Origin of the sequence: Stenotrophomonas sp. PS02300 (assembly GCF_029959395.1) — a bacterium.
GTDB lineage: Bacteria > Pseudomonadota > Gammaproteobacteria > Xanthomonadales > Xanthomonadaceae > Stenotrophomonas > Stenotrophomonas maltophilia_AD.
The window spans coordinates 1-14,129 of record NZ_JASCOP010000110.1 but is presented as its reverse complement, the minus strand read 5'-3'; the positions used below and the strand labels follow the sequence as shown (position 1 = coordinate 14,129).

General features: G+C 67.1%; 10 protein-coding genes. 5 read left to right on the top strand and 5 right to left on the bottom strand.

From position 1 onward, the window contains the following. Nucleotides 1-69 precede the first annotated feature (69 nt). The gene (gene coxB, locus QMX79_RS16430) at nucleotides 70-1,011 is read right to left on the bottom strand and encodes a cytochrome c oxidase subunit II (RefSeq protein ID WP_282247683.1); all 942 of its coding nucleotides are present in this window, start codon (nucleotides 1,009-1,011) and stop codon (nucleotides 70-72) included. Nucleotides 1,012-1,453: 442 nt separating this feature from the next. Here coxB and putA point away from each other — a divergent pair, with 442 nt between their 5' ends. Further along, on the top strand, nucleotides 1,454-4,678 hold the full coding sequence (putA, locus tag QMX79_RS16425; RefSeq protein ID WP_282247682.1) for a bifunctional proline dehydrogenase/L-glutamate gamma-semialdehyde dehydrogenase PutA: 3,225 nt from the start codon (nucleotides 1,454-1,456) through the stop codon (nucleotides 4,676-4,678). 69 nt (nucleotides 4,679-4,747) lie between these two features. Here the strand turns inward: putA and QMX79_RS16420 are convergent, their stop codons facing one another. Next, nucleotides 4,748-5,395, bottom strand: coding sequence for a hypothetical protein (locus tag QMX79_RS16420; RefSeq protein ID WP_282247681.1), 648 nt, complete (start codon nucleotides 5,393-5,395; stop codon nucleotides 4,748-4,750). A 104-nt stretch (nucleotides 5,396-5,499) separates the two neighbouring features. Here QMX79_RS16420 and QMX79_RS16415 point away from each other — a divergent pair, with 104 nt between their 5' ends. Next, nucleotides 5,500-6,228, top strand: coding sequence for a ThuA domain-containing protein (locus tag QMX79_RS16415; RefSeq protein ID WP_282247680.1), 729 nt, complete (start codon nucleotides 5,500-5,502; stop codon nucleotides 6,226-6,228). Nucleotides 6,229-6,303: 75 nt separating this feature from the next. Here QMX79_RS16415 and QMX79_RS16410 read toward each other — a convergent pair whose 3' ends face one another. Next, complete coding sequence (locus QMX79_RS16410; protein WP_282247679.1) at nucleotides 6,304-7,647, bottom strand: outer membrane protein transport protein; 1,344 nt, start codon at nucleotides 7,645-7,647, stop codon at nucleotides 6,304-6,306. Nucleotides 7,648-7,877: 230 nt separating this feature from the next. On the opposite strand from QMX79_RS16410, the gene QMX79_RS16405 reads away from it, so the two are divergent. Beyond that, the gene (locus QMX79_RS16405; RefSeq protein ID WP_282247678.1) at nucleotides 7,878-8,570 is read left to right on the top strand and encodes a rhomboid family intramembrane serine protease; all 693 of its coding nucleotides are present in this window, start codon (nucleotides 7,878-7,880) and stop codon (nucleotides 8,568-8,570) included. A gap of 25 nt (nucleotides 8,571-8,595) precedes the next feature. On the opposite strand, the gene QMX79_RS16400 is transcribed toward QMX79_RS16405, so the two are convergent. Beyond that, entirely contained in the window at nucleotides 8,596-10,068 is a 1,473-nt protein-coding gene (locus QMX79_RS16400; RefSeq protein WP_282247677.1) for a S41 family peptidase, read from the bottom strand. A gap of 98 nt (nucleotides 10,069-10,166) precedes the next feature. After that, on the bottom strand, nucleotides 10,167-11,384 hold the full coding sequence (locus QMX79_RS16395) for a peptidoglycan DD-metalloendopeptidase family protein (RefSeq protein WP_282247676.1): 1,218 nt from the start codon (nucleotides 11,382-11,384) through the stop codon (nucleotides 10,167-10,169). A gap of 203 nt (nucleotides 11,385-11,587) precedes the next feature. Between QMX79_RS16395 and QMX79_RS16390 the strand changes: the two genes are divergently transcribed. After that, nucleotides 11,588-12,250, top strand: a complete 663-nt coding sequence (locus QMX79_RS16390) for a hypothetical protein (RefSeq protein ID WP_282247675.1) — start codon at nucleotides 11,588-11,590, stop codon at nucleotides 12,248-12,250. Between the two features lie 52 nt (nucleotides 12,251-12,302). Further along, the gene (locus tag QMX79_RS16385; RefSeq protein ID WP_282247674.1) at nucleotides 12,303-14,033 is read left to right on the top strand and encodes a M28 family metallopeptidase; all 1,731 of its coding nucleotides are present in this window, start codon (nucleotides 12,303-12,305) and stop codon (nucleotides 14,031-14,033) included. Nucleotides 14,034-14,129 lie beyond the last annotated feature (96 nt).

Below are 14,129 nucleotides of genomic sequence, written 5' to 3'. Positions count from 1 at the left end.
ACGCCCCCCCCCCCCCCCCCCGGGGGGGGGGGGGACGCCGGGCCCGCGGGGGGCCCCCCGCGGTTCATATCAGGCGTTTTCAGGCGCCGGTGCAGCTGCGGGTGCAGCCTCGGGTGCGGGCGCCGCCGGGTCTGCGGGCGCAGGGGCGGCTTCCGGTGCGGCCGGTGCCGGCGCCGGATCGGGCGCCTTGGGCCGCTTGGCGGCCAGCCACTTCTGGAAATCTTCCTTGGACACCGCTTCCACCACGATGGGCATGAAGCCATGGTCCTTGCCGCACAGCTCGGCGCACTGGCCGCGGTACACCCCGACCTTCTCGATGTTGGTCCAGGCCTCGTTGACGAAACCGGGAATGGCATCCTGCTTCCAGCCCAGCGCCGGCACCCACCAGGCGTGGATCACGTCATCGGAGGTGATGACGAAACGCACCTTGGTATCGACCGGCAACACCAGGCGGTTGTCCACGTCGAGCAGGTAATGCGGGTGGCTCTCGCGATCGGGCACCTTGCCGCTCTGCCGGACCCGGTCCGATTCGCGGTCCAGGCGGCTGGTGAAGGTGACCTCTTCGCCCAGGTATTCGTACTTCCACATCCACTGGTAGCCGGTGACCTTGACGGTCATTTCGGCATCGCGGGTGTCGTAGAACTTGATCAGGTTGGCCGTGGCCGGCCACGCCATCACCACCAGGATGATCACTGGAATCACCGTCCAGACGATCTCGGCCTTGGTGTTGTGGCTGAAGGTGGCGGCTACCGCCCCCTTGGATTTGCGGAACTTGAAGATGGCATAGAACATCGCGCCGAACACCAGCACGCCGATGACCGTACACACCCACAGCGAGAACATGTTGGATTCCCAGGCCAACCGCGAGCTCTGGGTGACCCCCTTGCCCATGTTCAGCTGCCACGGAACCGGGTCGGCCGATTGGGCCCACGCCAGTGCCGGCGCCATCAGCGCTGCCCCACACCCCACTGCCTTTGCGAACTGCGTGCCCCACTTTCTGCGTTGCTTCATTGCCTAGACCCTTAGCGTCGTCGGTTGCAGCCATCGCTGGCCACTAGCAAGCCTTCTGGTTCTCTTCCCGCCGACGATCAGCCCCCACCCCATGGGGGTATGCACTGAACACCGGCGATCGACCGGGTGCGGGTTCATCTCCGCACACTCCGTTCATTCGAGCGCCCGTGGGGGACGCGTTTTCCTGCCGCAGGAAACGTCTCGATGGTAGCCCTGATCTCGCGCGAGCGGCAAGGGTCCATTCACAGTTTTGGGAATGGTGCAATACAGCATAAGCATCGGCGACGGTTTTGACGAAATCGGCACAGTTTTTAACGACACTGCTGGATCCGCCGAATCCCCCTGTATGAAAGGCTATGAACGTGATCTGCGGCGCAGCTCCGATTGCTTTCACGGATGAAAAAGCGATTAAAATGGTCAAGTTTTCCACGAGCCAACCGGCATGACCGCACCTTCCGCGCTTCCCCCTGCCCCGGCCCCGTCCGGCGCCTCCCGCCCGCCGCTGCTGTCCCCCGAGCTGCCGGGTGTTCCCAATGCGTTCCGCCAGGCCATCACCGATGCCTGGATGAAGGACGAGGCCAGCCACGTGCGCGAGCTGCTGGCGCAGGCGCGCCTGCCCGCCGACGAACAGGCCACGGTGCAGGCCACCGCCGCCGACCTGGTCAAGCGCGTGCGCGTGCGTGCCAAGGACCAGGGCGCGATCGAAGCCTTCATGCGCCAGTACGACCTGGGCAGCGAGGAAGGCGTGCTGCTGATGTGCGTGGCCGAAGCGCTGCTGCGCATTCCGGACCAGGACACCGCCGACAAGCTGATCCGCGACAAGCTGGGCGAAGCGGACTGGAAGAAGCACCTGGGCGGCAGCGATTCGGTGCTGGTCAACGCCTCCACCTGGGGCCTGATGCTCACCGGCCACATCGTGCAGATCAACGACTCCACCCGCGCCGACGTGCCGGGCGCGTTCGCGCGCCTGATGGGCCGTGTGGGTGAGCCGGTGATCCGCCTGGCCGTGCGCCAGGCGATGAAGATCATGGGCCACCAGTTCGTCATGGGCCGCACCATCGACGAGGCGCTGTCGCGCTCGCACAAGGGCGACAACGCCAGCTACCGCTATTCGTTCGACATGCTCGGCGAAGGCGCGCTGACCATGAAGGACGCCAAGCGTTACCTGGAAGACTACCGCCGCGCGATCCACTCCATCGGTGGCGACCATAAGGCCCGTGGCGGCCGCCCGGACGGCGACGTCAATTCGGCCCCGGGCATTTCCATCAAGCTGTCGGCGCTGTACCCGCGCTACGAGCATGCCAAGCGCGCGCGCGTGATGGCCGACCTGGTCCCGGGCGTGCTTGAACTGGCGCAGCTGGCCAAGTCGTACGGCATCGGCTGCACGGTGGATGCCGAGGAAACCGACCGCCTGGAACTGTCGCTGGACATCATCGAAGCGGTGGTGAGCGATGCCTCGCTGGCCGGCTGGGAAGGCTTCGGCGTGGTGGTGCAGGCGTACCAGAAGCGCACCCCGTACACGATCGACTACCTGGCCGACCTGGCCCGCCGCATTGGTCGCCGCCTGCAGGTGCGCCTGGTCAAGGGCGCGTACTGGGATGCGGAAATCAAGCGCGCCCAGATCGACGGCCTGCCGGCCTACCCGGTGTTCACCCGCAAGCAGAACACCGACGTGTCCTACCTGGCCTGCGCCAAGCGTCTGTTCACCCATGCCGATGCGATCTACCCGATGTTCGCCACGCACAACGCGCACACCATCGCCGCAGTGCAGGCGATCGCGCAGGGTGGCCAGTACGAACACCAGAAGCTGCACGGCATGGGCGATGACCTGTATGCCGAAGTGGTGCCGGCCAACCGCCTGAACGTGCCGTGCCGCGTGTACGCACCGGTGGGTTCGCACGAAGACCTGCTGCCGTACCTGGTGCGCCGCCTGCTCGAGAACGGCGCCAACTCCAGCTTCGTCAACCGCATCACCGACGACGCAGTGGCCATCGACGACCTGATCCGCGATCCGGTCGAAGCCGTGGCCTCGTTCGACTCCATTCCGCACCCGAAAATCCCGCTGCCGGTTGACCTGCTGCGCAGCCAGAACCACGACAGGAAGAACTCCATGGGCGTCAATCTCGCCAACGACAACGATCTGCGCGCCCTGGCCGAGCAGCTCAACGCGGCCGTGAAGCCGTGGCAGGCCGCCCCGCTGGTGCCGGGTGCACAGCCCACCGGCGCGCTGTTGAACGTGGTCAACCCGGCCGATACGCGCCAGGTGGTGGGCCAGTGGCAGCCGGCCGACAGTGCCACCGTGGAAAAGGCCCTGGCCAACGCCGTGGCCGCACAGCCGCAGTGGAACCGCACCCCGGCCGCCAGCCGTGCGGCAATCCTCGAGCACGCCGCCGACCAGCTGGAAGCACGGCTGCCCGAGTTCATGGCGCTGTGCGTCAAGGAAGCCGGCAAGAGCCTGCCCGACGGCATCGCCGAAGTGCGCGAAGCGGTGGACTTCCTGCGTTACTACGCCAAGCAGGCGCGCGAGCAGTTCGGCCACGCCGAAAAGCTACCCAGCCCGACCGGTGAATCCAACGAACTGCAGCTGCACGGCCGCGGCGTGTTCGTGTGCATCAGCCCGTGGAACTTCCCGCTGGCGATCTTCCTGGGCCAGGTTGCCGCCGCGCTCGCCGCCGGTAACAGCGTGATCGCCAAGCCGGCCGAACAGACCAACCTGATCGGCTATTACGCGGTGAAGCTGCTGCTGGATGCCGGCGTGCCCGAAGGCGTGGTGCAGTTCCTGCCCGGCGACGGCGCCACCGTGGGTGCCGCGCTCACCGCCGACCCGCGCGTGGCCGGCGTGGCCTTCACCGGTTCGACCGACACCGCGCGTGCGATCAACCGTGCGATGGCTGCGCGTGACGCCGCCATTGGCGTGCTGATCGCCGAAACCGGCGGCCAGAACGCCTTCATCGCCGATTCCTCGGCGCTGCCGGAACAGCTGGTCAAGGATGCGATCGGTTCGGCGTTCACCTCGGCCGGCCAGCGCTGCTCGGCCGCGCGCGTGCTGTTCGTGCAGGACGACATCGCCGACAAGGTGATGACCATGCTGGCAGGTGCGATGGCCGAACTGAAGATCGGCGACCCGGGCCTGCTGTCGACCGACGTCGGCCCGGTGATCGATGCCGATGCGCTGCAGATCCTGCAGGAACATGCGGTGCGCATGGAAAAGGAAGCGCGCCTGATCGCCGCTGCCGAACTCAGCGAAGCCGCCGCACACGGCACCTTCTTCGCGCCGCGCGCGTATGAGCTGAAGAACCTGGACCAGCTGCACAAGGAAATCTTCGGGCCGGTGCTGCACGTGATCCGCTGGAAGGGCGACCAGCTCGATGCGGTGATCGACCAGATCAACGCCACCGGCTATGGCCTCACCCTGGGCGTGCATTCGCGCATCGACGAAACCGTGGACCGCATTTCCTCGCGGGTGAACGTGGGCAACGTGTACGTCAACCGCAACCAGATTGGTGCCGTGGTGGGCGTGCAGCCGTTCGGCGGCCAGGGCCTGTCCGGCACCGGTCCGAAGGCCGGCGGCCCGCACTACCTGCTTCGTTTTGCCACCGAGAAGACCGTCACCGTGAACACCACGGCGGCCGGCGGCAATGCCTCGCTGCTGACCCTGGGCGATTGATCGGCGTTGTAATGGTTTGAACGAAAAACCCCGCGAAAGCGGGGTTTTTTGTGGGTGATGCCAGCGCCGTCACTCGGCGTGGATCGCCTCGATCTCGTCGCGCAGGAGCAGTTCTTCGCCCATGTAGCGCTCGAACTTGATGCGGCCGAACCCCGGTGCGTACCAGGCTTCCATGCGGTTGTCTTCGAAGGTCGCGGTGAGGTGGCAGGTGTCCTTGAAGGTGCGCGGCTGGTCGTCGACCGTGGCCTCCACGTCTTCGAAGCCGACGAAGGTGTAGTCGTTGAAGCCGTCGTAGTCGACCGGCTCGACCGTTTCTTCCACGTGGTGGGTGCGTTCGCCGCTGCCGTTGACCACGAAGCGCTCGCCCGGCTTGGCGCTCTGCGGGAAGGTCGGCGCGGGCTTGAAGGTATCGGTCATCACCGGCCGGGAAGCGTCGCCGCCCCAGGCGGAGATGCCGTAGCGGTCCTGGCCCAGCAGCTGGCGGCCGCTGGCATCGTAGTAGGCGGCCGTGCCGACGCCACCGCCGGCGCTGTGCACCTTGATCGCGTCGTGGCCGTTGAAGGTGGCCTTTTCGATGGTCAGCGTTTCATCGCCGGTGGAGAAGCGCAGGCCCGGGGTGAGGGTGAAGCAGGTGGCGAAATCAGCGGCGGCGAAGGCCGGCGCGGCCAGCGCGGAGAGGGCGAAGGCCAGGGTGGAACGAAGCAGAACGGGCGACATGTGGTTTCCTTGTCATGGATCGTGAAGCGGTTCCTGCGCCGCAGGCGGCACCCGGCCGGCTGCGCGCGGACCGGGATTGTACGGGGCTGTGGCATGATCCGGCCATGCGCCCAAATGTCCTGCCGTTGCTGTTGGCGATGTTCCTGTCCACCGTTCCCGCGGCCATGGCGGCCGCCAACGAGCGCGTACTGGTGTTCACCAGTACCGCCAAGTTCCGCCACGACTCCATTCCCACCGCGGTGAGCACGCTACGCCTGCTGGCCGAGCGCGAGCGCATGGCGGTGGACCAGAGCGAGAACGCAGCCGACTTCAACGACGCCAACCTGGCCCGCTACCGGGTGGTGGTGTTCGCCAACACCACCGGCGATGTGCTCGATGCCCCCCAGCAGCAGGCGATGGAGACCTTCATCCGCGCGGGTGGCGGGTTCATGGGCGTGCATTCGGCCGCCGACACGGAGTACGACTGGCCCTGGTATGGGCAGCTGGTGGGCGCATATTTCAAGAACCACCCCGAAGGCCTGCAGTTCAGCCGCGTGCAGCCTGAGCGCGGGGGCAAGCCGCAGGGCACCTCGTGGCCGGTACGCGACGAGCTGTACAACTACCGCAGCAACCCGCGTGCGGCCGTGCAGGTGATCGCCACGGTGGACGAGCGCATGTACCAGGGCGGCACCATGGGCGCCGACCATCCCATCGCGTGGTGCCACCCGTTCGATGGCGGGCGCAGCTGGTACACCGGCCTGGGCCATGACACGGGCCTGTACCGCAACCGCGATTTCCTGGCCCACCTGCGGCAGGGCCTGCTGTATGCGGCGGGTCGTTCGCCCGAATGTTGAAACGGCAGGACCCAAACGCAGAAGGCCCCGCTTGCGCGGGGCCTTCCGTCTGTTACGCGGCGCGAACGCCGTGGATCAGAACTTGTAGTTGAACGATGCAGCCAGCACGTCGCCGCGGACCTTGTACTTGCCCGTCAGCGAGTTGCCCTGGTTGTTGGTGGTGGCGCCAATGTTCACGTTCGGGTCGCTGGTGAACAGGTGGGTATAACCGAAGTTGTATTCCATGTTCGCCGACGGGGTCCAGCCCAGGCCGAACGACAGCCACTTGCGGCTGGTGTCCGGCACGCGCACGTCGCGGTGTGCGTCGGTGGTCGGGGTCTGGTCGTACGCGACGCCGCCACGCAGGGTCAGGGTCTCGCTCAGCTTGTAGTCGGCGCCCAGCGACACGAAGGTGGTGTCACGGTAGCCGAATTCCAGCACCGAGTCCGGCTGCGCCGAGGCGTAGTCGATGGTGACCTGGTCGAACGCGGTCGACCATGCGGTACGGGTGACATCACCCATCACGGTCCACTTGTCGTTGATGTTGTGGGTCACGCTCATGGTGGCCGAGGCCGGCAGGGTCACGGTGGCCTTGCCCGAGGTGGTCACGAAGCGACCCGGCTGGGCAACGGCCAGCACGGCAGCAGCGTTGGACGGCACGTCGAAGGTGGCGTCGCCGCCGGTGATCTTGTGCTCGACCTTGGAGCGGTAGCTGAAGCCGATGTGGGTGTTCTCATCGGGGCTGAACAAGCCGCCGACGGTCCAGCCCACGGCGTTGTTGTCGCCTTCGACGGTCAGCTTGCCATCGGCGCTGCCCGGGGCGAAGCCCGGCACGCGGGACTGGGCCAGCGCGGTGCCGAAGTCGATGTTGTTGCTCAGTTCGATGGTCAGGTGCTCAACGAACACGGACGCGCCGAAGGACACGTACGGGTTGACGTCGTACGAGGCGGCAAAGCCCAGGTCGATCGCCTTCAGGTCGGTCTTCAGGCCGCTGTAGCGACCCACCCAGCCGTTGTCGTAATCGGTCTTGAAGCCGAACGGAGCGGTCAGCGACACACCGAAGTGAACCTTTTCGCCGATCGGCATGTGAAAGTACGCGGCCGGAACCGGGGCAATCATGCCGGCGTCGCCGCCGTCACCGCCGGTCTGCGGCTGGCCGGTCGGCTTGCGGCCGGTGCCTTCGAATTCTGCCTTGAAGCTGATGGCGCTCAGGTCGCCCTGGATCTGGGTGCCTTCCAGCTGGCGCATGCCGGCCGGGTTGACCGCGATGATCGAGGCGTCGCCCTGGGCGCTGCCCGAACCGGCGAAGGCGCGGCCGAGGCCCTTGGCGCTGTTTTCCTTCAGCTGGAAGGCGGCGGCGTTGACGTGGCCAACGGCCAGGACACCGGCGATGCCGACAGCGAGGGCGGTGACGCGGGCGAGGGTGGAAGCGGTATGCATCGTTTGTTCTCTCCGGAAATGCGTGTGGTTTGGCAACGCGCGCCTGCGCTGTCCCAGGCCCCGAAGGACTTGACACAACGCGCCGGATTCCCCTCCCGACATACGACGCCGTATGCGAGTATACCCAGACCAGTTAATGAAACAATAACGCGATCACCCTTTCCGGCTATTCAGGCTGAACGCGTCTTCGCTCCTTCAGGCGCGTTGCCGCGCTAGGCTAGCGCCCACGCATGTTCGTCTCGCTCCCCTCCCGCAAGAAGTCCGCCGTCCGCTGGGCGACGCCCCTGCTGTTCGCGACGCTATGGGCCGCATTCCTGTGGTCGATCTCGCGTCCGGGCGATGCCCGGCGCAGCCTGTGGATGGACTGGGGCGCGTTGTCCACCGGGCTGACCCGGCCATTGGACTGGTGGGCCACCTTCCAGGACGGCAGCGTGCTGCGGTTGTTCACCGCGCTGTTCCTGCACGCGGACTGGTCGCACCTGCTGGGCAACCTGGTGTTCCTGCTGATCTTCGGCCTGCCCGCCGAGCGGGTGCTGGGGCCGTGGCGGCTGATCCTGCTGTTCCTGGTGGGCGGGGCAATCTCCAACCTCACCGCGATCTACACGATGGGCAGCCCGGACCAGATCATCATCGGCGCCAGCGGCGCGGTGTCGGCGCTGATCGGGGCGTACCTGGCCCTGTTCCCCGGCGCCCGGCTGGGGGTGGTGATCCCGCTGGGGCTGTTCCTGGAATTCGTGCGGGCGCCGGCCTACCTGCTGATCGGGGTGTGGGCCGGGCTGCAGGTGGTGTTCGCGTACATCGGCCCGACCTTCGGCATGGTGGCCTGGTGGGCGCACATTGCCGGGTTCGTGTTCGGGCTGGTGTATGGGGTGTACGTGCGCGCAGCGATCGCGCGGCGCTTGCGGAAGCGGCACGGGTTCTAAGCGTGCGCGCCCCGGGGGTCCGACGTCAGGGCGTCGGCTTTGCTTCCGGCTTTGCTTCCGGCTTTGCTTCCGGCTTTGCTTCCGGCTTTGCTTCCGGCTTTGCTTCCGGCTTTGCTTCCGGCTTTGCTTCCGGCTTCGGCTTTGCTTCGACCTTGGGCACCGGCTTCTTCGCCGCTTCGGCCTTCTGCTTGGCGGCCACCGAACCGGGCTGCTTCAACTCGGCCAGCGCGTCGTTGATCGGGCCGTCGCCGGGCAGCACGTCGCCGGCCTGGTAGCCTTCGCCGCCCTCTTCGTCACCGCGCAGGTGGCCCGGCAGGGTCGCTTCGCTGTAATCGGACAGGCTGGCCGGCAGGTCGTCGTCTTCGCCGGGCTTCTTCTCCGGCACCAGCACCACGTCGGGCACGATGCCGGTGGCCTGGATCGATTTGCCGCTCGGGGTGTAATAGCGCGCGGTGGTCAGCTTGACCGAATCGCCGTTGTCCAGCGGCAGCACGGTCTGCACCGAGCCCTTGCCGAAGGTGCGGCTGCCAATCACGCGGGCACGGCCGTTGTCGCGCAGTGCGCCCGCCAGCACTTCGGAGGCGCTGGCCGAACCGGCATCCGCCAGTACCACCACCGGCGCGCCCTTGAGCAGGTCGCCGGGCGTGGCGTCGAAACGCGCGTCGCTGATCGCGATGCGGCCCCGGGTGCTGACGATGTTGCCCTTGTCGAGCAGGTCATCGGCCACCTGCACCGCCGCGGTGAGCAGGCCACCGGGGTTGCTGCGCAGGTCCAGCACCAGGCCCTTGAGCTTGCCGCCGGCCTGCTGCTGCAGCTGGGCCACGTGCTTCTGGAAATCGGCGCCGGTATCGGCCTGGAAGGTGCTCAGGCGAATGTAGCCGTAGCCGGGTTCCAGCATGCGGCTGCGCACGCTGGTGACGCGGATGGTTTCGCGGGTGATCGGCACGTCGAACGGCTTCAGCTTGCCCTCGCGCACGATGGTGAGGATGACCTTGCTGCCGGCCTTGCCGCGCAGCGGCTCGGTGGCTTCGATCGCGCTGATCGGCTTGCCGTCGATGGCGATGATCAGGTCGCCGGCCAGGATGCCGGCCTTGGCCGCCGGGGTGTCGTCGATCGGCGAGATGACCTTGAGGCTGCTGTTGTCGGGCTGCTGCTGCAGCTCCACGCCGATGCCTTCATAGGCACCTTCGGCCTGTTCGTCGAAGGCTTCGGCATCTTCCTTGTCGAAGTAGGTGCTGTGCGGGTCCAGGTCCAGCAGCAGGCCACGGATGGCCGACTGCATCAGTTTCTTGTCTTCCACGGGTTCGACATACGCGGCACGCACCGCGTTGTAGACGGCCACGTAGCGGCGGATTTCATCCAGCGGCACACGCGAGGTCACCGCCTCTTCGGTGGAGGCCGCATCGCCGCCGCGTTCCGGAACCTGGGCGGTCTGCTGCGCCCATGACAGCGCCGGCACCAGGGCCAGCAGCAGGGTGGCGGAACGGGCTACGCGCATGAAGCACTCCAGGTTGAGCGGGGGACGGGACCACACGCACCGATGATGCGTGGCCCGATTATGCGCGAAGGCACGGTAAATTCCCGTTGAACGGGGGGCTACCGGCGCTGCAGCCACGACGACGGATCCACCGGCTGCCCGTTACGACGCAGTTCAAAATACAGCGCGGTAACGCCCTGCCCGCCCGAGTTGCCGACCTTGGCCACGGCATCGCCCTTCTTCACCGTGCCACCGGCATCGCGCAGCAGCGTGTCGTTGTGTGCGTAGAGGCTCATGTAGCCGTTGCCGTGGTCGACGATCAGGATCATGCCGTAGCCGGTCATCCAGTCGGAGAACACCACGGTGCCATCGGCGACGGCGGTGACCGTGCTGCCCGCGGGCGCGCTGATCAGTACACCACTGCTGGTGCGCCCGTCCGGCAGCTTGCCGCCATAGCGCGCCAGCAGGTTGCCCGACAGCGGCCAGCCCAGGCCGCCCACCTTGGGGGCCGGCGCCGAGGCCACGGCCGGTGGGGTCTTGCCCGGGCGCGGCGGCGGCTTGGTGCCACTGGCGGCGGCAGCGCGCTCGGCCTTCTCGGCGGCGGCCTTTTCCGCGGCGGCGCGGCGCGCGGCGGCACGGCGTTCGGCTTCGGCGCGCGCGGCGGCGGCACGCAGGTTGGCCAGCAGCGTTTCCAACGCCTTGGCATCCTGGCCCAGCGCTTTTTCGCGTTCGCTGCGGTCCTTGTAGCGTTCGTCCAGGCTGGCCACGGTCTGCGCGCGGGTGCGTCGGTCCTGGGCCAGGCTGGCGGCCTGCTGCTTCTGCTGCTGGCGGGTGCCTTCCAGCGCCTGCCGGCGTTCTTCGATCTGCGCTTCCACCGTTTCCAGTTCGGTCAGGTCGGCGGTCAGCGCGCCGATGCGCCGGGCGCGTTCGCGCTGCAGGTAGCGGTGGTAGGCGAGGGTGCGGTTGGCATCGGCCACCCGGTCCTGCGACAGCAGCAGCTTCAACGGTGCGTTGTTGCCGATCCGGTAGGCGGCGCGCAGCAGTGAGGCCAGTTCCTGGCGCTGCGCCTTCAAGCCGGCCTGCAGTTCGGTGCGGCGCTGCTGCAGTTCCTCCAGGGCGCGGGTCTCGCGCTGCAGCGCGGTTTCGGTCTGGGCCAGCACGCGGCCGGTGCGGGCAACCTTCTCATCGGCCTCGCGCAGCTGGCGCGAGGCCTGCCCACGCTGCCCTTCCAATGTGCGGCGTTCCTGGGCGACGCCCTTGAGCTCGGTACGCAGCTTCTGCAGCTTGCGTTCGGCCTCCTTCGGGTTCTGCGCGGCCAGCGGCGCAGCGCCGATCATTGCCAGAATCAATGCCAGCGCCGACAGCGCTACCGGCCAGCGCGAGCCACGGCCGTGCCCAGCGGTCGGATTGTTATTCCGGCGTGAGGAAAAGACGTTGGGGCGCAAGGGCTTTCCAGTGACTTCAGGCAGATGCGGATCGCAGCGCTGCATGGTGACATTCCTGAAGGCGGCCTGCCAGCCGCATACCGGACGATGCCCCCATGAAACTTTCCCCGCTTCCGCTGCTGTTGGCCCTGATGATCCCCTGCGGGTCGGCCTGGGCCGCTGACGACATCAGCAAGGTCAATGGCAGCATTACGGCTGAACCCGGCCAGGCCTATGGCGACCTGGAAACGGTGAACGGCAACATCAAGGTGGGCGCCGGCGCGAGCACCCACAGCATCGAGACCGTCAATGGCAGCATTGCCGTGGACGAAGGTGCGCGCACCGGCAGCGTCTCGACCGTCAACGGCAGGATCGTGATCGGCCCCCGCGTGATCGCGGGCGGCAACCTGGAAACGGTCAACGGCAGCATCTTCACCGATCGCGGCAGCCAGGTCGAAGGCAGCATCGAAACCGTCAACGGTGGCATCGGCCTGGTCGAGACGCGCCTGCGCAACAGCATTACGACGGTCAACGGTGACATTACCGTCGGCGTCGGCTCGCAGGTCGAGGGCGGCATCCACGTCGAGAAGCCCAACTTCAACATCTCGCTCAGCGCGCCGCGCAAGCCGCGCGTGATCATCGGCCCGAAGGCGTCCGTCGCCGGCGAGCTGCATTTCGAGCGGGAGGTCGTGCTGTACGTGCATCGTACGGCCAGCATCGGCCCGGTCACCGGTGCCGAACCCGTGCCGTTCGACACCGACGCCGCGCCCAGCGATTGATACTCTTTTACCCGGTGCCTGCGCACCGGCCCTTTGTCTCCAGGAATCCATGATGTCCCGCAAACTTCTGTTGTGCCTGGCTGCCACCGCCGCGCTCACCGCGTGCAAGGGCGAGACCACCGCACCGGCCGCCGCGCCGGCTGCTGATACCGCCCCGGCCGCCGCCGGCCACGCCTTCTCTGCCGAGATCAACGCCGGCGACTTCGGCGAGCTGGTCAAGACCCTGTCATCGGATGAGTTCGAAGGCCGCGCGCCGGGCAGCACCGGCGAAGACCGCACGGTGGAGTACATCCGCGACCAGATGCAGCGCATCGGCCTGCAGCCGGGTAATGGCGACAGCTGGTTCCAGGAGGTGGCGATGACCGAAACCACCGCCGATGAGACCACCGTCCTGAAGCTGGACCAAGCCGGCAAGCAGCGCGACCTGAAGTTCGGCACCGACATGGTGATCGGCACCCGCAGTGGCCAGAAGGAAGTGAAGATCGACGGCAGCGACCTGGTCTTCGTCGGCTACGGCGTGGATGCGCCGGAGCAGAAGTGGAACGACTACGCCGGCCAGGACTGGAAGGGCAAGACGGTGGTCATGTTCGTCAACGACCCGGGCTTCCACGTCAACGACGAGAAGCTGTTCGACGGCAAGCGCATGACCTACTACGGCCGCTGGACCTACAAGTTCGAGGAGGCCGCCCGCAAGGGTGCCGCCGCGGCGCTGATCGTGCATGACACCGCCGGCGCCTCGTACGGTTGGGATGTGGTCAAGAACTCGTGGGCCGGCCCGCAGTACGACCTGCCGGCCAAGGACGATCCGGAACCCCGCCTGCCGGCGCAGGGCTGGCTGAGTGCCGATGCGGCGCGCCAGCTGTTCGCCGATGCCGGCCTGGACCTGGACCAGGCCTACAAGGATGCCAACAAGCGCGGCTTCAAGCCGGTACCGCTGAAGGCGAAGATCTCGCTGGACCTGAAGAGCACCATCGCCGAGAAGAAGTCGCGCAACGTGGTCGGCGTGCTGCCGGGCACCAAGCATGCCGACGAGGCCGTGCTGTACATGGCGCACTGGGACCACCTGGGCAAGCATGAAGGCGAGCAGGGCGACAACATCTACAACGGTGCCATCGACAACGCCACCGGCGTGGCCGGCATCCTGGAGATCGCCGACGCGATGGCGCATGAGCAGCCGGCACCGGAGCGTTCGGTGGTATTCCTGGCGGTGACGCTGGAAGAATCGGGCCTGCTGGGATCGAAGTACTACGTGAACCACCCGACCTTCCCGCTGGACAAGATTGCCGGTGTGATCAACATCGATGCGATGTCGGTGGCCGGCAAGGCCAAGGACCTGACCGTCACCGGCTTCGGCAGCTCGCAGCTGGAGGACATCCTCAAGCCGCTGGCGGCGGAGAAGGGCCGCACGCTGCATGGCGAAACCTCGGTGCAGAGCGGTTTCTACTTCCGTTCGGACCACTTCAACTTCGCCAAGGCCGGCGTGCCGGCGCTGTATGCCGACGGTGGTGAGGACCTGATCGACGGTGGCGTGGATGCCGGCCGCAAGGCGGCTGAAGCATACGGCCGCGACCGTTACCACGGCCCGAAGGACGAGTACGACGCCAGCACCTGGAAGCTGGACGGCACCGTGGAAGACCTGGAACTGCTGCACGGCGTGGGCAAGGCCATCGCAGTGGGCGGCCAGTGGCCGAACTGGTACGAGGGCAACCCGTTCAAGGCGGCCCGCGACGAGATGATGAAGGGCAAGACCGAGGCGGCTGCGCCGGCCCCGGCTGCGAAGTAAGCCTGGCCCACATCGCTGGTTGAAAGGAAGCGGGGGCGGTGGGGGCCGGGGGTTTTTTTGGGGGGCGGCGGGTGGGGGGGGGCCCCCCGCGCGCCA